A 21,807-nucleotide genomic window follows, 5' to 3' on the forward strand; every position below is an offset into this window, starting at 1 on the left:
ATGTCCGCCGCCGCCCACGCCGCCGACACCACCGTCGCGGGCATCCTCACCGACCTCGCCGACCCCACCCACAAGGCCATCGTCGTCGACTCGCCGCCCGGCGCGGGCAAGTCCACGCTCGTCGTGAAGGCCGCCCGCCAGCTGGCCGCCGACGGCACCCAGCGCATGATCGTCGCCCAGACCAACGAACAGGTCGACGACCTCATCGCCCGCCTCGCCGCCGCCGAGCCCGAGCTGCGCATCGGCCGCCTCTCGGCCCAGGGCTACCGCCGCGCCGAACGCATCGACCTCCCCACCGTCCGCGACTCGTCCAAGGCCGCCGATCTCGAGGACTGCACCGTCGTCATCGGCACCGCCGCCAAGTGGGCCACCCTCACCGAGGGCACCTGGGAACACGCCATCGTCGACGAGGCGTACCAGATGCGCTCCGACATGCTCCTGCGCATCGCCCGCCGCTTCGACCGCGGCCTCTTCGTCGGCGACCCCGGCCAGCTCGACCCCTTCGCCACCGTCGAGTCCGACCGCTGGGCGGGCCTGGACTGGGACCCCACCATGAGCGCCGTCTCGGTCATGCTCGCCAACAACCGCGACCGCCACATCCCGATCCACCGCCTCCCCGTCTCCTGGCGCCTCCCCGCCAGCGCCGCCCCCGTCGTCTCCCGCGCCTTCTACCCCTTCACCCCCTTCGACGCGGGCACCGCCCCCGGCACCCGCCGCCTCGACTTCGTCACCCGCGGCCTGCGCACCCCGCTCGACCGCTGCCTCGACGAGGCCGCCGACTCCGGCTGGGCCTTCTACGAACTCCCCTCCCGCAACACCCTGCGCACCGACCGCGAAGCCGTCGCCGCCGTCGCCGCCCTCACCGTCCGCGTCCTCGAACGGGGCGCCACCGCCACCTCCGAACAGGGCGCCCACCCCGTCACCGCCGACCGCCTCGCCGTCGGCACCGCCCACCGCGACCAGGCCGAGGCCATCCGCCTCGCCCTCCGCGGCACGCTGGCCGAGCCCGTCACCGTCGACACCGCCAACCGCCTGCAAGGCCGCGAATACGACCTGACCGTCGTCCTGCACCCCCTGTCGGGCCGCCGCGACGCGAGCTCCTTCCACCTCGAGGCGGGCCGCCTCTGCGTCCTCACCTCCCGGCACCGCCACGCCTGCATCGTCGTCGGCCGCGCGGGCATCCCCGAACTCCTCGACGCCCACCCCTCCGCCGAACCCGTCCACCTCGGCGTCCCCGTCAAGTTCCCCGACGGCTGGGAAGCCAACCAGGCCGTCCTGAGCCACCTCGCCGCCCACACCATCCGCGCCGGATAACCCCAGGTCAGCTCGATCGGACTACGATGGTCCCCGTTGTTCGATCAGCCACGACGACGGGAGCACGATGTCCGACAAGAACACGCGCGAACAGAAGATCGAGGAAGAGGAACGCCGCCGCCAGGAGGAACGCGACCGCCTGGAGAAGGAAGAGGAACGCCGCCTCGAATGAGGCACGGGGTCACAACCCGTATTTACGGACCCAGTCCTCGGTGAGGTCGATCGCGGGAATCCCCAGATCGGCCGCCCCGATCTCCCGCGATGTCTCCTCGACGAATGTCGTAGGCTCCGGCGGCAATTCCCGCCACCGGGCCCGGGCCAGCGGAGAACGGTGACTCGGCCGCTGCGACGCACACCGGCGACGACACAGGACTAGCCTCGTGCCCATGAGCGCTCCCGACTGCAGTCGCGTCCGCGTCAAGTTCTGTGGGCTCCGGTCCGAGCGGGACGTCCGCACGGCACTGCTGGCCGGCGCCGACGCGGTCGGCTTCATCTGCGGGCAGACCCACCGCACCGAGGACGCACTCGAGGAGGCAGCGGCCGAGCGGCTCGTGCGGCTGACGAAGACGCTCGCCCGGAGCACGGAGGAAGTGCCGGACAAGGAAGGACCGGCGCCGCAGCGCGTCCGCGGCGCCGTCGCCACTGTGCTCGTCACCCACCTCCGAGAAGCCGACGCGATCGTCCGACTGGCCGACCGGCTCGGCGTCGACGAAATCCAGGTCCACGGTCTGATCGGCCCCGACGTCCTCCCCGAGATAGTCCGCGCGACAGCGGGCTCGGCGCACCGGCCCGCCGTCGTGCGCGCGGTCCACGTCATGGACGAGTCCGCCATCGATGACGCGATAGCCGCGTCCGACACCGCCGACGCCATCGTCCTCGACACCCGCACCGCCGACCGGCTCGGCGGCACCGGCCTCGTGCACGACTGGACGATCAGCAGACGGATCGTCGAGAGACTGGGTGGCTCCGGTACCGAGGTCTACCTCGCAGGCGGCCTCACCCCGGCCAACGTCGCGGAGGCGATCGCGGTAGTCGGCCCCGACGGCGTCGACGTCAACTCCGGGGTCGACGACGCGCGCGGCGACAAGGCCCGGAGCGCCTGCGACGCCTTCGCGAACGCCGTTCGCTCACCGCTCGTTTCCCGCTCCTGATCGAGCGCCCGAGGTGACAGGCACCGACTCCGGAAGCCACCCGCCGGACGATCCGGTCGGGACCGCGCAGCAGCTGATCACTATCGCCGCTGAGCTGACCCGGCTCGCAGCAGATCTGGCCTCTGTCGCTCGTCGAGCATCCGGGCGGACACAGCTCACCGAGGACGGAGGGCGCTGGAGCCGCGAACTCGACGAGCATATCGAGCGGATTTACCGGTACCGCAAAGAGGTCATGGATATCGGCATGCGGATCATCGCCGACCACCATGCTTCCGAGAACATCTCCCCGGTCCCGCCACCGAGTGCCGCGGCCCCTCCACCCGGATACGACCCGACGACAATGCCGGACAGCCTGGGTAATCCTCCTATCGTCCACCGACCGTATCCGCTGATGCCGGACCGCGCGGATTGGCTCGAGAACCTGCCACCGTCGTTGGTCGACGGGCAGACAGGGTTCGAGCTGCGGCTGGTCGAGGAGCTGGCGGCCGTGGGCATCCGAACATATGAGCTCAGCCCGCTGAGCAAACTGCGTCCATTACCGGCGGCAGTTCCGATAGTGGTGGACTGGCTGGAGCACCTCGACGAACGAATCCCCGGCGCAGAAGGTCGCGGCGTCACGGGTTCACCGGAGAGTCACAAGCGGGCTGTGCACACCAGCCTGCTCATAAGCCTCAACGACCGCTCTGCTCGCGGAAACAGCAGAGCCAGAGACATCTTGGTCGCCGAGCTTCGGCGAAACCCTCCCCTGCCTGAGGACCAGAGCTACTTCGCGGCCCGCGCGCTCGCCACCGTCGCCGGACCGGCAGACTTCGATCTGATCCTCGGACTGTTCGAAGCGCAACCGCGTCCGAACGAGGTCGCGGCCGGACTCCTGGAATATGTCGGTAGGCAGAAGTCACAGCCACTCGCCACCACGGTGGCTGCGGGATACCTCGGCGACGCGGCGACGCGGAACTACGCCATCGACGCTCTGGGCAAGCTGAAATCACCCGGTACTGCCGAACTGATCGAGCCGTTCACGAACGACGCGGACCCCTACACCCGCAAGCTCGCTGAGCGGACAATGAAAAAGTTGCGGCGGGCACGATAACTGCTGTCGGCTCCGCATCCGCTCATCAATACTGGCCACGACACCGATCGACCTGCCCCCGAACCGCAGGCCCGTCGGTCCACGGTAGATGCCAATATCGAACTCACCGGTTCACCACCGTCGAAGAGCTCGACTGTTCTCGTGATGGGGCACTCCCGGCATTTCGACACGGGCGTGCTCGTCGAGGCGAGCATGGTTTCGGCGGCGATGGTTGGATCCTTTTATCCCGGCGCCGGAGGTCTCCCGACCCGGATACCGTCGATCTCGGTCTGCAGGTAGATCACCCGATCCGCTTCCTGCAGAGTCCCGTTCCGGTTCGGCGGCCCTACCAGGTCCTCGACATCGACGGTCGGCACCGTGAACCCCTCGATCGAGTTCGACGCCGCTACAGCGTAGCGGTCAGAAACTTCCGCAGTCCGCCGCTCCACTTCACCGTCACACCGCGCTGTCGATGCGGCTTTCGCCGCGTAGCAGCAGTCGTGGAGCCGGCGTGCGGTCACGCGACGCGAGACTGTCCGCCGTCGGTCAGGCCTGTCGTTGCGTACCCGGTCTTGTACTCCATCAGGGGCCGAAACACGGAACCGGTGACCGAGCTCCTTCAAGTTCGACGAAAGTCCCTCGGCCACACAGTACCGAGCCGTTCGTCAACCCCCCGCCACCTGACCCAGTCGCTCCAGATCACCCCGCAATGCCGGCCGCCGGTCATGGTGGGCCGGCATCAGCACCCACACCGCCCGGTCGAACCACCACGGCATCGTCAGTACCTGGTAGGCCTGCGTGATCACGGTGCCCTCGGTCGTCGGTGTCAGCCGGTAGCGCCACTCGGTCGCGTCGCCCCAGATCCCGCCGTGCGTTACCCAGGCGAGTTCGTGCCTCGCGTCGACCGTGGTGAAGGTGCAGTCTCGGCTCCACCGTTTCCAGCCGGATGTGCTGGTGCCGCGAAACCGCGCTCCCGGCACCGCGTGCGTGTCCCCGTCGAGCCAGCGCGCGGTCCGGCACTCGTGACTCCACTCCCCTACCCTGGTCACGTCGGTAAGGACATCCCACACCTGCCGCGGTGAGGAGGATGTGGTCGCCTCCTGTATACCCCGCAGCGGTGTCTTCAGCGGCGAGAACTCCGCGCTGCGCCACCGCCGGAACGCCTGCCGCCGGTACCGCCGCATCATGACGTGCAGGATGAACCACCGCGGTATCGGCGGCACGAGTTCGGTGATCGCGTCACGGCGCTGCCCTTCGAGCCCGTCGAGGATGAACAGCCCCTGATCGGAAAGTTCGATCGGGCCGAGCGGCTCGATGTTGTACTCGTCGTCCCAGTGCCGCCATTCGGCCTCGGTGATCGTCTCCGACACCACCGGCATCATCTGTTCCTCTTCGCGCTGCAGGTGCGGCAGCAGCGCAGCACTCAGATCGTCGAGCGCGGCCACCACTTCCTCGCGCGCCTCGGGCGAGTGCTGATAGTGGGTGGCCGCGCGGTCGAGCGCCGTCATCGCCGGTTCGATCGTCCGGTGGTCGGCGTCCATCCGGTCCAGCAGTGGCCGCGCGCTCTCGTTGCGCTCACACGCCATCGGATACAGGTGCTCGTCCTCGGACTCGTGGTGGTGGTGCAGGAAGTCCATCATCCAGTGCAGGTGCCCGGCCACCGCGACGCGTTGCGCGTCCTGCGGAAACGGCCACCGTTCGAGCACCTCGTGCGCTCGGGACAGATCCCGCCGCAACGCCGAGTGCACTATTCCCATCACTCGTGTATCTGCGGGTCGGCCGGTGTCGGCCTGTGTAGTCATGACACTGTTACTCCTCGTGAAGGTCGAGCAACCGCACGACAGCCTCGGCCGCCCACCGCTCGTATTGCTCTCGTGTCCTGCCACTGTGCTGTGTAAGCAGGTGGAAGATCTCGTTGCTGAACACACCTTGAATCCCGGCGGCCTCGATGTGCGTCAACGGCCGGCCGATCGCCGCGGACGCCAGTTCGGTCCGCGAGATATTCTCCTGGTGACTGGTCGATTTTCGCCCAGTCCCATTGCGCCGGACTCACCGGTTCCGCATCCCCGACGACAACCTGGTCGATCACTGTTCCGAAGACCGCCGCCTTGTTCCCGATCTTGGCGTACACCATCTCCACCGAGCATCCGGCGGCCTCGGCGATGTCCCGCATGGAGGTGCCGCCCCAGCCGCGCTCGGTGAACAACGCCGCCGCGGCGCTCACTATCAATTCCTGCGTCCGTGATGCCATCTTCCGACGCAGACGCGAACTGTGGCAACGGGTACCGCAGTCGACCACGGAACATTTCTAGAACCGGCATGTAATGGAAACAATCCCGGTTCGGCATTCGATCGGCCGCGCGCGCATCACCGGCTCGACCGTCCGCGACACGACCGGGAACCGCTCGATCCGGGCGGTGTGGACAGCAGGCGGCCCGCGCGTGTCTCCGGGGTCGTCGTCGCGGCAACCGCCGTGGCACAGGTCGTCCCGCGGAGATGGTGTCGTCACCCACGGATAGAATCGACCGACCTTTCCCGGGAGACTTCTGTGCAAGCTGACGACGCGCCGCGGCCGTTCGCGCACCTCGGCGCGACCAATGCCGAGCTGTACCGAGCGGTCCTCACCGCCTTCACGGCCGCCAAACGGCGGTTCACCGTGCATCTACGTCCGGACGATCTACGCCCCGCGCTTCGCGCCGCCGACCTGGACTGTGATCAGCAGACGCTGGTGAGCGCTCTCACCCAGCTGTGTGAGTGGGGCAATCTGCGCGCCGACCCCGACACCGCCAGGGTGACCTCGGTCGAGGAGTTCCGCCGCGCGCGATTCCTGTATCAGCTCACCAGGGAGGGCGAGGCCGCCGAGACCGCGCTGGCCGCCTACGACACGGCCCTCGGCCGCCGGGGCGCCCTGCAGTCGGTCGCGCTGACCGATATCGTCACCCAGCTGCGGGCCCTGCTGGTGCTGGCCGCCGAACCCGAACCTGACGAGGCCCGCACCCATCTGCTGCTGATGGCACTGGCGGGCCGCTTCCAGGACCTGGCCGACAACGCTCAGGCCTTCATGGGGTCGCTGCAGGATGTCCTCGACCCGCACGACAGCGATGTCGACGCCTTTCTGGCCTACAAGGATCGGCTGATCGACTACCTGGAGCGGTTCATCAAGGATCTGGTCGGCACCGGCGCCGAAGTCGCCTCGCTCATCACCGAACTCGACGCCTTGGCCACCGATGCGTTACTGGACATCGCGGCCCGACGCGAAGCCGCCGACGCCGCACCCGACGGCACCGAGGACTTCCGCGAGCGCGCGTTCGCCCGGCAGCGGCTGCTGTGGGGTGAACGTTGGGACGGTTTCCACGCGTGGTTCGTCACCCGGGCCGGTCACACCAGTCAGGCCACGATGCTGCGCAACCAGGCCCGTTCGGCTGTGCCGCGGCTGCTCACGGTGGTGGCCGCGTTCAACGACCGGCGTGCGGGCCGATCCGACCGCTCCGCGGATTTCCGGACGCTGGCGCTGTGGTTCGCGGAGGCCACGGACGACAATGCCCGGCATACGCTGTGGCGGGCCGCGTTCGGGCTGCAGCACTCGCGGCATCTCACCGTGGACGCCGACACACTGGACGCGCGTGCGGCCGACGCCGTTCCGGTCGCGACCACCTGGGCGGCGGCGCCGGCGATCGAGATCAGCCCGCGGTTGCGCAAGACCGGTTCCTATGAGCGCAGGGGCCGGGCCAACAAGGTGATCGATCGGTCCGAGCAACGGCGGTATCTGGCCGAGATGGCGAGCAAGGAGGCCGAGCAGACCAGGCTGGCCCGCACCGCCCTGCTGGCGAAAGCCGCCGCGCCGTTGCGGCTTTCCGATGTCGGTCGGCTCGACGAGGGTGCTTTCCGGCTCTTCCTCAACCTGCTCGGCGACGCGCTGACCGCCCGGCGCCCCGGTTCCGATGTCGTCGAGACCACCACCTCCGACGGCAGTCTCTCGATCCGGTTGCAGGTGCTCGAGACCGCGACGACCGCCGAGATCGTCACCGATGTCGGCGTCTTCCGCGGGCCGGATCATCTGCTGCAGATCACCGACCTGATCGGGGATGCCGGATGAACAGTCTCGACGACGCCCTGACTACGAGCCGGGCGGCCGAGCGCCGCAAAGCCGCGCGTGCCCTGCTGAAATACCCGCTCCTCAACGCCTCCGGTTCGCGCCGAGAGCTGTTCGTTCTCGTCACCAAACATCAACAGGACCTGCGGGAATGGTTCGACGCCGAAACCGGGTGGCGGCTGGTGTCCACGACCGAGGCGGTGCGGCTGGCCAAGTCCGGCCTCGATCCCGATCCGGGGTGGCCCGCCGTCGAGGTCGGCGGGGCACGGCTCCCGTTCAGCCGGCGCCGGTATGTGCTGACCTGCCTGGCGCTGGCCGTGCTCGAGCGCAGTGATCAGCAGATCACGCTGGGCAGACTGGCCGAACAGGTGATGCTCGCGGCAACCGATCCCGCGCTGGTAGCCACCGGGCTGGTCTTCACCATGGAACGCCGCGACGAACGCGCCGACATGGTTGCCGTCGCCCGGTTGCTGCTGGATCTCGGTGTCCTGGCGCGCGTGGTCGGCGAGGAGAACTCGTTCGTCGACAACGTCGGCGACGTGCTCTACGACGTACGCAGGCGCACCATGTCGCTACTGCTGACCAGCGCGCGCGGTCCGTCGACGCTGCTCGGTGCCCCCGATCGCGCCGCGGCACTCACCCACGAGCCGCCCGCGGCCACCGCCGAGTTGCGCACCCGGGCGATCCGGCACCGGATCACCCGCTTGCTGCTCGATGAGCCGGTCCTGTATTACGACCGGCTCACGGCCGAGGAGGCCGCTTACCTCACCGGTCAGCGCACCGCGATCTGCCGCCGCATCACCGACTTCACCGGACTGGCCGCCGAGGTCCGCGCCGAGGGCATCGCCATGGTCGATCCCGCCGACGACCTCACCGACGTCCGGATGCCCGAAACCGGCACCGACGGACACGTGACCCTGCTGGTCGCCGAATACCTGGCGGCGGCGCCCGGATCGGAGGTGCCGATCGGCGACCTCGAACGATTGATCCAGGGCCAGGCCGCCGAGTTCGTCCGACAGCGGATCTGGCGCTCGACCGCCGCCGATCCGGGCGCGGCCGCCGCGCTGGTCCGGACCGCGCTCGCCAAACTCACCGCGCTGCGGTTGGTTCGCGCCACGGCCGACTACGACCGGATCGCCGGTTTGCCCGCGATCGCCCGCTACCGGGTCGCCGCCCCGATCATCGTCGAAACCGGAAAGCCACGATGACCTCGTATCGCCCACTGCCCCAGCCTGTCTCGGCCCGGTGGAAGCCGCTGCGCGCCGGCCTGGCCGACATGTTCTACTACGACGAGCAGGAGTTCCCGTTCCGGGACGGCAGGCTGCTGTTACGCGGCAACAACGGTGCGGGGAAATCGAAGGTTCTCGCCCTGCTGCTGCCGTTTCTGCTCGACGGCGATCTCTCTCCGCACCGGGTGGAGCCCGACGCCGACCCACGCAAACGCATGGAGTGGAACCTACTGCTGGGCGGTGCGCATCCGCACACCGAGCGGATCGGCTACACCTGGCTGGAGTTCGGCCGGGTCGATCCCGACGGCACCCCGCATTTCCGGACGATCGGCTGCGGTCTGAAAGCGGTGCGCGGCCGCGGGATCGCCTCGCACTGGTTTTTCGTGTCCTCGGGGCGGGTCGGCGCCGAGTTGCGGCTGGTCGGCGAACAGGGCTATCCGGTCGCCCGCGACCGTCTCGGCGAACAGCTGCAGGGCAACGGTGAGCGCTACGACACCGCGCTGGCCTACCGCCGGGCGGTCGACGAGAACCTGTTCGGGCTCGGCGAACTCCGCTACGGGGCGCTGGTGGATCTGCTGATCCAGTTGCGGCAGCCGCAGCTGTCGAAGAAGCCGAGCGAGAAGGTGCTTTCGCAGGCGCTGACCGAGTCGTTGCCGCCGATCGATCAGGCGATCCTCGCCGATGTCGCCGAAGCCTTCCGCAGTCTGCAGGAGGATCGCGACGAACTCCAGGAGATGAAGGCGGCGCTCTCGGGTACCGACACCTTCCTGCGCCAGTACCGCGAGTACGCCGGCGTGGCCGCGCGACGGCAGACCACCAGGCTGCGGCAGGCCCACTCCCGCTACGAACAGGTCGGTCGGGACATGAACGAGGCCAAGGCCGCGTTCGAGGTGGCCACGGACGCCGAGACCCGGCTCCGGGCGCAGCAACAGTCCGCCGAGGACGAGCACGAGCGGCTGACCGTGCACCGGCAGTCGCTCAACGACAGTGCCGCCGCCGGGGCGGCGCGCGAACTCCAGCGGTCGAGGGCTGCCGCCGAACAGGCCCGCGCCGATGACCGGTCCCGCCGCAAGGATCTGGCCGAGGCCACGGCGAGCGCCGACCGGGACGCCGCCGAACTCGCCGAGGCTGCCGCGGCCGTCGAACACTCGGCCGAGGCCCTGGCCGCGGCGGGCACCGAGGCAGCACATCAGGCGGCCCGGGCCGCACTCACCGCCGCCCACTCCGCCGAGGTCGCCGGACCGCTCGAGCAGATCGCCACCGGCACCACCGCCTCGGGCGCCGACCCCGTGCCCGCCCTGCGCGCGGTCACCGACGCGCTGGTGGTCCGGCACACTGCCGCCATCCGCCAGGTCCGTGCTCGGATCACCGCCGCTGACGAAGCCACCGCCGAGGTGCGCCGCGGCCGGACCCGGCTCGACCGCATCGATACGGCACGCGCCGAGCACGCCACGGCCGCCGTCGACGCCGAGCGCCGAATCCGCTCGGCGGCAGCCGATTTCGGGTCCACCACCGCCGACTACCTGCGCGGAACCAGCGAACTGACCTTGCCCGAGCAGGCCGCACTGCTCGATGATCTCGGTGACTGGGCGCTGATCCCGGCCGGGCTGTCGCCGGTGGCGGCCGCCACGCTCGCCTTCGTCACCGCGCGCCGCGAGGAATTCGCCCGCGCCGACGCCGCGCTCGACGCGCGGGAGACGGCGGTGACGGCTACCCGGCGTGACCTCGAGACCGAACTGAACCGGCTGCGCCGTGGCGGTATCGAACACCCGCCCGCCCGATATACCCGGGCCGTTCCCGCCGGCGAGACCCCCGGCGCGCCGCTGTGGCAGCTCATCACGTTCGGCGACCAAGTGGCCGAACCGGATCGGGCCGGGGTGGAGGCAGCGCTCGAGGCCGCGGGAATCCTGGACGCGTGGGTGCACCCGGACGGAGTACTGCGCACCGGCACCGGTGAGGTCGTCGTGACCGGCGACATGCCCGCGCCCGGCCGCACCCTGAGTTCGATCACCGGCCCCGACATCGACACCACCGACCCGCGGGCCGCGGCGGTCTCGGCCGCGACCGTCACCGCCGTCCTGTCGGCCATCGGGCTCGGCGCGACGAGCGGCCACCACACCTGGGTCGACCCGTCGGGCCGGTTCCGACTGGGTGTCCTCGACGGTGCGTGGCACAAGCCGAGCGCGCAGTTCATCGGCGCCACGGCCCGCGAGCGGTTCCGCCGGGAACGGATCGCGGTGCTCGAAGCCGAGCTCGAACAGTGCGTCGACCAGCTGACGGAACTCACCGCGCAGCGCGCCCGGCTGGCCGATCGGGCCGCACTGCTGAGCGCCGAGGCAGCCGGACTGCCCACCGACGAACCGGTCCAGGCGGCGCACCGCCACGCCGCCGAGGTCGAGCGCCGGGGCCACCAGCTCACCGCCGATCACGCCGAGGCGGCGGCCGAACTCGCGGCCGCCGAGGCGGCAGCCGAACGAGCGCTCACGGACCTCGATCGGGACGCGGGCGACGCCGGGCTGCCGGTGATGGTCCAGGCTCTCGACACCATCACCGAGTCGCTGACCGAGTACCGCCTCGCGCTGGGCACCGTGTGGTCGGCGATCCAGCGATCACGCGACGCGCACCTGCGGCAGTCCCGCGCCGCCGAGAACGACGCCCGTGCCCGCGAACGCCTGGTCGACCGTGCGGAGGCCGCAGAGCAAGCCCGGCTCGAGGTGCTGCGCGCCGAGGAGCGATTCCGCACCCTCGATGCCAATGTCGGCGCCGAAGTGGAGGAACTGCGCGAAAACCTGGCCCGCAACAGCCACGACCTGACCGCCAACGCGTCGCTGCGGACCCAGCTGTCCACCGAACTGGGCGCCGCGCTGCGCGCCATCGGTGTCGCCGAGGGCAAACTGTCCGAACTCACGGCACTGCTCGACCAGGAACGGCACACTCGCGATACCGCCGTCACCGAATTGGCGCGCTTCGCCGCGACCGGATTGTTCGCGATCGCCGTGCCCGAGATCGGACTGCCTGCCGGCGAACCCTGGTCGGCCGCGGCCGCGATCGCCTTCGCCCGCGCCGCCGACACCGCGCTGAGCGAGGTCGCCGAGGACGACAAGTCCCTGGACCGCGCCCAGCACCGCGTCACCGAGGAACACAAGCGGCTCGCCGATCTGCTGTCGGCACAGGGTAATTCGGCCGCCATCACCTTCCGCGACAACGGCATCGTCGCCGAGGTCGGCTTCCGGGGCCGCACGATGACCGTCTCGGAGCTGGCCGCCACCCTCGACCGGGAGGTCGGTGACCGGGACCGGCTGCTGACCGAGCGAGAGCGCGAGATCCTGGAGAACCATCTGGTCGACGAGGTCGCCGCCGCGCTGCAGGACCTGATCCTGGCCGCCGAGACCCAGGTGGCGCGGATGAACGACGAACTCGAGTCCCGGCCGACCAGTACCGGGATGCGCCTGCGGCTGCGCTGGGTGCCCAGCGGCGACGCCCCCGTGGGCGCGAAACCCGCGCTGGCCCAGTTGCGGCGCCGCGCCGATGTGTGGAACTCCGAGGACCGGGCCGCGGTCGGTGAGTTCCTGCAGCGTGAGATAGATCGGGTGCGCACCGCCGATACCGCGGGCACCTGGCTCGAACACCTGACCACGGCTTTCGACTACCGCCGCTGGAACACCTTCGTCATCGAACTGCAGCAGCGCGGGCAGTGGCGTCCGGCGGTCGGCCCGGCCTCCGGAGGTGAACGGGTGCTCGCCGCCAGCGTCCCGTTGTTCGCCGCGGCGTCGGCGCACTACGCCTCGGCCACCGATCCGCACGCGCCCCGGCTCGTCATGCTCGACGAGGCCTTCGCCGGAGTCGACGACAACGCGCGCGCCAAATATCTCGGCCTGCTGGCCGCCTTCGACCTGGACGTCGTGATGACCAGCGAACGCGAATGGGGCTGCTATCCGGAAGTGCCGGGCCTGGCCATCGCCCAGCTCGCGCGCACCGACGATGTCGACGCGGTCCTGGTGACCCAGTGGGAATGGGACGGCACCACACGCCGCCGCGTCGACCCGGTGCCGCCGACAGCGGCCACGAGCGCGGCGATATCCGAGCCCGGCGGATTGTTCTGATGGCCACCGATCTGGCGCGGTTACGGCGCGTCCTCGGCGGCCCCGACACCGCCCGGCTGCTGGCCCGACTGCGCGAGCGCTTGATCAGTGACCGCCCACTCACCGGATCGATACGGATCGCGGACCCGACTCCGGCCGAACGCGCCGCGATCGACGGACTGCTCGGCCGCAAACCCGGTGGCGCCGGATCGGTGACGGTGCCACTGGCCGGGCTGGCGAAAGTGCTGTCCCACAGCGGAATCCACACCGGCGATCTCGCGGGCGCGGTCATCGCGCTGACCGGCCCGATTACCACCCGCGCCGCCGCGACCGCCGCCGCCGAGCAGAGCTGGGCGCTGGCCTGCGCCCCCGGTGCGGCATTGGCCGCCGACCTACCCGCTCTCGCCGCGTGGTGGGAGCGGCTGCGCGACCGAGGCACCTTGCGCCGGGTCAGCGGGAACGACCCGGACATCGCACGGCAGCTGCTGACCGACACTCACACCGTGCTGACCAGCGTGCCGACCGGACGGGAGGCCCTGCCGGTCTTCGCCGCCCGGGTTCTGGGCAACGCCCATCGACTGGACTCCGATCAGCCCGTCACCGGCCTGATCGTCTCCGCCCTCACCGCCCTCAGCGACCTGCCCGACACCGCCGATCGTCGCACCGTCTGGGCGAGTGCGGGAATTGTCGTCGACGAACTGTCGAGCCGGGTCCTGACGCTGGGCCTGTCCGCCGAAGCGAGCACACCGGCCGGGCGAGCGGTCGGCCTCTGGCGCGAGACCGGACAGCCGCTCGTTCTCACCCTGCGACAGTTGATCACCGACCCACCGGTGTTCGCTCCCGGTCCTCGGGTTTACCTCTGCGAAAACCCCAGTGTGGTCGCGGCCGCCGCCGACCGGCTCGGTCCCGGCTGCCCGCCGCTGATCTGTACCGAGGGCCAGCCCGGCGCGGCGGTCACCACGTTGCTCGACCAGCTCGCCGCCACCGGCGCCGAACTGGTCTACCACGGCGACTTCGACTGGCCCGGCATCGCCATCGCGACCTTTCTGCGCCGCCGGTACGCCTGGCGCCCTTGGCGTTTCGGCGCCACCGACTATCTCGCCGCGGTTCCCGACGGCGCCCTCGCCACTCTGCGGGGCACCCCACGGGAAACACCGTGGGACCCGGCCCTGCGATCGGCGATGAGCACCCGCGACGCTCAGATCGAGGAGGAACACGTGATCGACGACCTGCTGAGCGATCTCACGCGACAACTCGGCTGAGCGTTCGATTTCAGGGACGACCGGTGGCGTCTCCAGAGGCCAGCCGGTGGTCAGCGCCCGGCCCAGCCTGTCGGCGGCGATACGCAAGTTCTCCGCGGTGTTGTTGCTGAAGCCGAGGCGCAGGTGGTCGGTGTAGTGGACGGCGTCGGCGGGGTCGAAGTAGCGGCCGAGGGGGAAGTCGGTGCCCAGGGCGCGGGTCTGGACGGCGGACAGGTCCAGGTCGGGGTCGGTGGCGCGGCCCAGGGTTTTGGAGTAGGTGTTGACCCGGACGACGGCGTCGCTGTCCAGGCTCAGGTCTCCGACCTCGGACCCCGGACCGGGGCGCCGGGAGAAGCGCAGCTACGAGTGCACGGCCCGCCACGGCCGGCATCTGACCAGTTCGACGCTGGTTCGGTACCTGGCATCGCAGGTCACCCCCGGCGGACGAAACACCTTGGGGCGCGCGCCGATCCGTCTCGACCTGCCGCTGGGGAACGAACCAGTGCCGACACCCGGCGTGGTCGCCGCACACCGCGCCCGCCGCGCCGGCACCGCCCGCATCGCCGAAGCGGTCGATCTGCCCGCGGTTGCGTGCGTTCGCCCGCCGCATCGTGCGCCGCTCGCACTGACCGATCGACGAAATCCACCGCCGGACACGAGGTGTCACGGCGCGACTCCACGCCCATGACCGGGCCCGACACGCAGCATGCTGCCCGGCCGCCGCATTCCCCTCTTGCGCGCCGGCTTTCGCTACCGCCCGAGCATCAGCTGTCGCGGACACCGCTGCACACAGTCCCGGTGCGGGAGGTGCGGTGACGCTCTCGTTCGCGGCATTCGATGTCGAGACGGATCGCGGTGTAGAGCCCGGATAGTTCACCGCTGGTGAATCGGAACATCTCCGGCGGCACACGAATCGGATCCACCACTGCTCCCTGTTCGGTTCGTGGTCTCGAAGGTAGCGCCACCCACCGACATCTACCGGGCGATGTCCGCGATCGCCGCTCGATGACCCGCTCCTGCGACACCGTGGTCCCGACCCGGCGGAGATGGCCGGCGAGCTCGCCGTCCCACGGCACGTCGGTCACCCGCCCGACAGCGGGTCCGGGTCCCACCGCCGACAGGTAGTCCGAGCTGTCCATCCGCCACGGCCGCCCTGCGAGCCGGGCCACCATATGCGCGGCGATCCGGAGCCCTTCCCCGTCGAAGTCCCCGTTGTAGAACGACGACGCTCCCGCGGTGCTCAGCATCTCCAGAATGCGCGCTGCCGCGCTGCTCGGCCACCCCGCGGTGCATACCATCGCCGGGCAGCCCGACCCGAAGCTCCGCACGGTTACCGCGAGCACGCTCGGGTTCTCCACGACGAACACCCGCTCCGGTACACCGTGCATGACCGAAATCGACCGCCGTTGCTGCAGGGTCACCGATGCCGCCACCCCCGCCGCGGCGGTCACCCGCAGCACATCGCCGAGCCCTGTCCCGCCCCGCACCCCGCCGAGGCCCGCGACCCGCACGGTGGAGACAGCTCGTCGTCGGCTACTCCAGCCAGCTCCCACATCCGCCGCGCCGCTCCCGCGTCCGTGGGCACCGGAGATTGGTAGATCTCGGCGAGACCCCGCATGACCAGCGAGCGCAACCGGGTCCCCTCGTCGAGCGCGTGGGTATCGTTGACCGTCTGCTCGGCCAGCACCGGCAGCGGCAGTCCGGTCGCGGGCAGCACCGCCAGCACTGCCACCGCTTGTTCGAGCAGTGCCCGGGTCGCCGGCACCGACTTGTTCACCAGACCAGCGCGTTCCACCGCATCGGCCCACGCCCCGAGTGCCGGCTGGGCCCGGACCACCGGATGCTCGTGTAGCCACGTCCACAGCTCCCGCCGGATCCGGTCCCGTGCGGCCCGTTCAGCCCGCCGGTTCGCGACCGGCCACACAAGCCGCTCGACCACCTCCCGCGCATCCGCCCGGACACGGCAGTGAGTACCGCGTCGAGTTCGGCGACCTTCACCGCACACAGCTCGGGCGGCGAACTGGCCCACCCGAACAGATCGGCCATTGCCTCCCGCTCGCGGTCGGTCAACGGCCCCACCCACACCGAGGCCACCGGCCCACCCGCCGAGAACCGCTCAGACAACGCTCGCCACAGTGGCATCAGCTCGGGCGACAACCGCTCGATACCCGACATGACCGATCACATCCCCGTCCTGACCGCTTGCGAACAACGGCCGCCCGAACAGTAACCGCGCTGCTCGCCTCACTATCATCGATTCCACGGCGAGACGAACGGGGAGCTTGAGTGGCACAGGTCGTGGTGGCGACGAACAACAGATCGATGCCGAAGCTGGACGGTGCCGTCAAGAACAGCATCTTCCGCTACCTCGAACGGGTCGGCTCGGACGACAGTGTGCCAGGGCTGGGAATCGAGTCGTTGCCCGGCGCGGTGGATCCCCGGGTCCGGACGGGGCAGGTCGACGACGAACATCGGGTGATCATGTTCCGGATCGAGGATCGCCTCGGCGATCCCACCTATATCTATCTGGGTACCTGGCACAATGAGAAGGCGACCGAACTCGCCGCCCAGTCCACCTTGCGGGTCAACCAGGTCAACGGCGTTCTCGAGGGCATCGTCGGCGCGCTCGACGGTCACGACGACCGGCGCAAGCGGACGGTGGTCCCCGATCGCAGTGGCAAGCTCACCGAGCTCGCCGCGCGGGCACCGGCGGGCTATCTCGCCCGCGCCGGCCATACCCTCGGCCAGCTCACCGATCGGCTCGGCCTCGACGCGACGCTGGCCGCCGCCGCGCTGGGCGCGCCCGACCGCGAGGCCATCCAGGTGGCGGCCCAGGATTCCCCGGTCACCTGGCAGCACAACGCCGTTCTCGAACTGGCGGCGGGCCGTTCGATCGACGATGTCCGAGACAGTCTCGGGTTCACCGATCGGCCGGTCGACCCAACCCTTGACGAGAACGACCAGATCCTGGCGGCCCTGGCTCATCCGGCGACCAAGATGCAGTTCACCCTGGTCGACGACACCGACGAACTGCGCCGGGTCATCGAGGAGGGGGATTTCAAGGCGTGGCGGACGTTCCTGCACCCCAATCAGCGCCGTTTCGTCGAGCGAGAGAACCGGGGTGCGTTCCGGCTCTCCGGTGGGGCAGGTACCGGCAAAACCGTTGTCGCCCTTCATCGTGCGCGCTTCCTGGCCCGTCGCGATCCTGAAGCCCGGATCGTCGTCACCACTTTCAACAAGACGCTGGCCAAGACCCTCGCGGACGATCTGCGCGCGCTGGATCCCGCTGTCACGCTCGCCGACAAGCCCGGCGAGCGCGGGGTGTTCGTCGCAGGTGTGGACCGGCTGGCCGCGGCGGTCATCGGCCGCCGTCGTGATCTCGAGCCGAGCCTGACTGCCGTGTTCGGCCCCACCGCCTGGACCCGACATCATCTGCGCCGCCGCAGCGACGCCGGCTGGACCGAGGCCGTGCAGGCGGCGGGAGCCGATCTCGAAACGCGGCTGCGACATCCGTCGTTCCTCGCCGCCGAGTACGTCAATATCGTGCTGGGGCACCGGGTGACCGCACGCGAGGAGTATCTACGGGTGCCCCGGGCTGGGCGTGGGGTGCGCTTGACGCGGCCACAGCGTGCCGCGGTGTGGCAGGTCTTCGAGGAGTATCGCCGTGCAGGCAGGTCCGGGGGACTACTGTCGTTCCCGGAGGTCCTGGCGGTGGCGGCGGCCGATCTGCGGGTGCGGGCCGGATCCGGCGAATACATCGCCGATCATGTGATCGTCGACGAGGCACAGGATCTGCACGCCACGCACTGGTCGCTCCTGCGCGCACTCGTCGCCGAAGGTCCCGACGACCTGTTCATCGCCGAGGACTCACACCAGCGCATCTATGGCCAGCCTGTGGTACTGAGCAGGCTGGGCATCAACATCCGGGGTGGCCGGTCAGCCAAGCTGACCCTCAACTACCGAACCACCGCCCAGAACCTGCAGTTCGCCGTGGGCATCCTCGACGGCGCCGACTTCCGCGATCTCGAGGAGGGCGCGGAATCCACCGCCGGGTACACCAGCGCCCGGCTCGGCCCCGATCCCGAACTCGTCGAATGCCCCACCGCCATGGCCGAACTCCAGGTTGTCGCCGACCGGATCAAACTCTGGATGGACCGGGACCAGGTCGATCCCGGTGACATCGCCGTGCTGACCCGCGCCCAGAACGACCGGGACCAGATGGCGCGGGCTCTGGCCGAGCGCGGCGTCGCCGCGGAAGTGCTCGACAACGAATTGCCCACCGGCGGTAAGGCTGTCGTGCTCACCATGCACCGCGCGAAGGGCATGGAGTTCCGCTGTGTGATCCTGGCCGGCGTCGACTGTGAGCACGTACCCTCGCAGGCACAACTGCGCGGTGTTCCGGAGGAGGAGCTCGCCGAGGCACAGCAGCGGGAACGGTCGCTGCTGTACGTGGCGGCCAGCCGGGCACGCGATCAGCTCGTGGTCACCTGGAACGGCCAGATCTCGGAGCTGCTGGCCTGAACGGTCAGGCCAGCAACGACCCGAGCCGCTGAGCAGCATCGGGCGCTTCAACGGGAACCACCGTGTAGCCGCCGTCGCCGAGCCCACTGTCCCGATCGGTGTCTACACCCTGCACCACCACGACCTTGGCCGACGGCCAGGAGAGCTCGACCGGCCAGTAGTGCTTGCCCTCCTCGATTCCGTACTCCGGCTGGCGCACACCGGCTCGCGCGAGTTCGTCCAGCAGGGCGACGACCGCTTCCGAGGCCCCGTCCGGCCGCAGTTCCCAGCCCGGTGCCGCACCGCCGGGCAGACCGAGCGAGTCGAAGACGGCCAGCGCACCCAGGCGGGTGAGCATCTCGTGGTGCCGCGCGTTGCGGAACGAGCGCAGGCAGCCGTAGCAGGAGGTCTCGGGACCGCATTCGCAGTGCGTGACGCGGTCGGCGGCGGACCGGAGTACGGTCTCGATCCCGGCTGCGATCCGTTTGGCGGCACCCGCGCCGGCGGGCACTGTGTCGAACAAGACGATGCTGCGGCGGCCGTCGGCGCTCCACGAGAGTGTCCCGTCGATATCGTCGCGGCTGATCTCGAGGACTTCGGAAGCACCCTCCAGCAGGGCGTACAGCACCGACGTCCACTGGGCTTCGGATTCGGGGGAATAGCTGTACTGTGCGGAGAAGGTGATCTCAGCGACATCGGTCTCGTATCGGTGCGCCAGTGACACAACCTCGAGCGGTCCTGAGCAGGCGACGCCGGTCACCGGACGCTGATGGGTTCTGCCACTGTTGCGCGTCACCCCGATCGGCTCGGCCCAGCCGCACCACTCGCACAGCATGAACCCGCTGCCCGCGCCCTCACCGATGACGGCGAGCCGGGCCCGGGTGCCCGCACGAGCGCGCACCTCGATCCCGCCGGGTGCGGTCCAGCTCGTCAGGTGGACTTCCTCCCCGATCGTCTCGACATAGCTGGCACCGAACCACGATCGGTGCGGCGGCTCGGATTTCACCTCCTGGGGTACACGATCGGCGACGAACCCGTATTCGGGCAGCACACAGCGCTTTACCGGTCCGAAGTCGGTCTCACAGTTCGGGCACACCGGAGTTTCATCCAAAACGTGCCCGCACTCGAAGTGCCTGCACTCCTTGCACACTCGGTACTGCAGCGATTCCAGTTCCCGCTTGGGTAGTTTGTGCAGTCCCCGGGACGTCCACAGCTGACCGCCCGCGACCACCTGATTGCCGGGAGCGTAGTCGTAGATGGCCTGGCCGAGATCCCGTGCCAGTTCGAGCCGGGCGCCGATCGTCCCCTCGCAGTGCGAGGTCCGTAGTTCCACGGTGTCGACCGGGAATCCGTATTTGGGCAGGACATTCTTGTTGGCCAGGTAGCCGAGCAGCTGCCGATCACGGATGGTGCGCAGGGTCTTCTGCAGTTTGTCGCCCAGCGACAACTTGCGATCGGCGATCGCCTGATCGATGAGCCCCTCGAAGGTGGCGATGTCGGTCCGGATATCGGTTTCGGCATCGGCCAGCTGCGCGCAGAGCCGGTCGACCCAGGCATCGGTCTCGACCCCGATCTCGGCGCGGATTGCCTCCGGCAGGGCCGCCTGCAGCGAAGCGCGCACTGTGTCGGGCACCGGGGTCAGGAATGCCCGGATACTCGCCGCGGGTGAGGAATTCGTACCGGTGAGTGGGGTGAAGAAGTCACCTGCGGTACGCCATTCCTGGCCGGTACGCTCGAAATGGTGCCGAAAGTAGGCGGCCAGGGCGATGGAGTGCGCGTGCCTGCGCCCGATCCGGTCGTTGTCGATGGGAATCCATGGAATCCGCATACGGCCCGCGATCATGGACTGCGGGTTCTGGAATTTCGACAGATCGTGCGAACTGCGTTTGGCGTAGGTGACCACGAGCGCGGCCGAGGCGGCGCGCCGGCCCGCCCGGCCCGCCCGCTGGACGTAGTTCGCGGTCTTGGGCGGCATATTGCGCAACATGACCGATTGCAGGTCACCGACATCGACGCCGAGTTCGAAGGTGGTGGAGCAGGACAGAACGTTCACCTCACCGGAGATGAACTTGCGCTGGATCTCCGCGGCTGCGGTGGCCTCCCACTGCGCAGTGTGCTCGCTCGCGGTCAGCGGGAGCATGCCCATGTTCCGGTAAGCCGTCCGGTAGTGATTCGTGTCGGCGTCCGGTAGCGGCACGGCGAACGGTGTCAGTGTCCCATCGCAGTTGCCCTGCGGGCACAGGCTCCGGATGTCGTGGATCGTCAGGCGGCGGCAGGCGGCGCACTGGAACCACTGACAGCGGGCGCCGGGCCGGATCCGCAACTGTTCCTGGTCCAGCTGGTAGAGCACGCCCGCTACTCGATCGCTCTCCTCGGAAAGATACTGGTTCCGCAGCAGGAACTCCCAGTAGGCGTCGAGGACCTTCTCGGCAGGTACGCTCGCGCCGAGCGCGCCGAGGACCTTGCGCACCAGCAGGATCCGGTTGTTGGTCGTCCCCGGCCGCCCACCGGGCAGCCAGCTGATGATGCGCCGGTCCCGATCGGCGTCCCGGGACCGTATCCGGATTCGATTTGCGCGCGGTTCGAACAGCGAGTCGGTGATGTCGACATCGGGCAGCAGGCTCATCGCTCCCTGTAACCTGATCGTCTTCACCAACTCGTTCAGTAGCGACCAGAATTCGTCGTCGGTGAGTCCGAGCTTGCCGAACGCGGGCGGGATCTGCACCGAACGCGGCTGGACCAGCGACACGCCTAACAGTCCGAGCCCCTCCAGGGACAGCCGCTGGTCCATCGCCATGAGTTCGGCCATCACCCAGGGGTTCACGACCCGCCGGATCGTGGTGCGGGTGTCACGCTCGTCGAAGTGCTCGGCGTCGAGAGCGACCTTGCGCGCGCTCGCGGCGAGGTCCTCCGGGGACTGCGGTCCCGGGTCGTCAGTGGGCCGCTCCAGCGCCTCGGTGAGATAGCGGCGCTGCAGCATCCTGCCATAGGTGTCGGCCAGATACGGGGCGGCGAACGCGGCGGCCTGGCGGGAGTCCGAGAACATCAGCAACTTGCGCCCACGGCCGACCCGGTCCGCGGTACCGTCGTCGGCGGGTGGCAGATTCTGGTAGAGCGCGGTAGTGATG

The 21,807-nt window shown here is 69.5% G+C and carries 13 protein-coding genes; 8 read left to right on the forward strand and 5 right to left on the reverse strand.

Going from position 1 to position 21,807, the window contains the following annotated elements:
• The 3 genes from ON36_RS07280 to ON36_RS07290 all read left to right on the forward strand — a co-directional run bounded on the left by ON36_RS07280 (position 1) and on the right by ON36_RS07290 (position 3,555).
• Positions 1–1,314 carry an AAA domain-containing protein gene (locus ON36_RS07280; protein ID WP_043649364.1) on the forward strand — a complete coding sequence of 438 codons (1,314 nt, stop codon included), beginning with the start codon at positions 1–3 and terminating at the stop codon, positions 1,312–1,314.
• Between the two features lie 386 nt (positions 1,315–1,700).
• Positions 1,701–2,465 carry a phosphoribosylanthranilate isomerase gene (locus tag ON36_RS07285; protein WP_043649366.1) on the forward strand — a complete coding sequence of 255 codons (765 nt, stop codon included), beginning with the start codon at positions 1,701–1,703 and terminating at the stop codon, positions 2,463–2,465.
• Positions 2,466–2,478: 13 nt separating this feature from the next.
• Entirely contained in the window at positions 2,479–3,555 is a 1,077-nt protein-coding gene (locus ON36_RS07290; RefSeq protein WP_043649368.1) for a HEAT repeat domain-containing protein, read from the forward strand.
• Positions 3,556–4,199: 644 nt separating this feature from the next.
• Here ON36_RS07290 and ON36_RS07300 read toward each other — a convergent pair.
• Positions 4,200–5,282 (reverse strand): hemerythrin domain-containing protein, encoded by a 1,083-nt coding sequence (locus ON36_RS07300; RefSeq protein WP_169334682.1) that lies wholly within the window; start codon positions 5,280–5,282, stop codon positions 4,200–4,202.
• Between the two features lie 50 nt (positions 5,283–5,332).
• Positions 5,333–5,785 (reverse strand): TetR/AcrR family transcriptional regulator, encoded by a 453-nt coding sequence (locus tag ON36_RS36870; protein WP_083884963.1) that lies wholly within the window; start codon positions 5,783–5,785, stop codon positions 5,333–5,335.
• 297 nt (positions 5,786–6,082) lie between these two features.
• Between ON36_RS36870 and ON36_RS07310 the strand changes: the two genes are divergently transcribed.
• From ON36_RS07310 to ON36_RS07325, 4 genes are read left to right on the forward strand one after another with little or no spacing between them, the layout of a single operon-like run.
• Entirely contained in the window at positions 6,083–7,630 is a 1,548-nt protein-coding gene (locus ON36_RS07310) for a TIGR02677 family protein (protein ID WP_043649376.1), read from the forward strand.
• Positions 7,627–8,835: a TIGR02678 family protein gene (locus ON36_RS07315; RefSeq protein WP_043649379.1), complete on the forward strand. Its 1,209-nt coding sequence runs from the start codon at positions 7,627–7,629 to the stop codon at positions 8,833–8,835. Before ON36_RS07310 ends, ON36_RS07315 begins: the two co-directional genes overlap by 4 nt.
• Positions 8,832–12,959: a TIGR02680 family protein gene (locus ON36_RS07320; protein ID WP_043649381.1), complete on the forward strand. Its 4,128-nt coding sequence runs from the start codon at positions 8,832–8,834 to the stop codon at positions 12,957–12,959. The genes ON36_RS07315 and ON36_RS07320 overlap by 4 nt, the downstream gene beginning before the upstream one ends.
• Complete coding sequence (locus ON36_RS07325; protein ID WP_043649384.1) at positions 12,959–14,200, forward strand: TIGR02679 family protein; 1,242 nt, start codon at positions 12,959–12,961, stop codon at positions 14,198–14,200. The genes ON36_RS07320 and ON36_RS07325 overlap by 1 nt, the downstream gene beginning before the upstream one ends.
• Before the next feature lie 743 nt (positions 14,201–14,943).
• Here ON36_RS07325 and ON36_RS35765 read toward each other — a convergent pair.
• Together ON36_RS35765 and ON36_RS35770 are read right to left on the reverse strand one after the other, a co-directional pair.
• Entirely contained in the window at positions 14,944–15,630 is a 687-nt protein-coding gene (locus ON36_RS35765; protein ID WP_218001172.1) for a DUF2399 domain-containing protein, read from the reverse strand.
• The gene (locus ON36_RS35770) at positions 15,627–16,262 is read right to left on the reverse strand and encodes a TIGR02679 domain-containing protein (protein ID WP_306306902.1); all 636 of its coding nucleotides are present in this window, start codon (positions 16,260–16,262) and stop codon (positions 15,627–15,629) included. The genes ON36_RS35765 and ON36_RS35770 overlap by 4 nt, the downstream gene beginning before the upstream one ends.
• A gap of 203 nt (positions 16,263–16,465) precedes the next feature.
• On the opposite strand from ON36_RS35770, the gene ON36_RS07335 reads away from it, so the two are divergent.
• On the forward strand, positions 16,466–18,700 hold the full coding sequence (locus ON36_RS07335; protein ID WP_043649386.1) for a 3'-5' exonuclease: 2,235 nt from the start codon (positions 16,466–16,468) through the stop codon (positions 18,698–18,700).
• 4 nt (positions 18,701–18,704) lie between these two features.
• On the opposite strand, the gene ON36_RS07340 is transcribed toward ON36_RS07335, so the two are convergent.
• Positions 18,705–21,807: Zn-binding domain-containing protein (locus ON36_RS07340; RefSeq protein WP_043649390.1), on the reverse strand; the 3,103-nt coding region annotated here is incomplete at its 5' end.

The organism is Nocardia thailandica NBRC 100428, assembly GCF_000308795.1.
Taxonomy (GTDB): Bacteria; Actinomycetota; Actinomycetes; order Mycobacteriales; family Mycobacteriaceae; genus Nocardia; species Nocardia thailandica.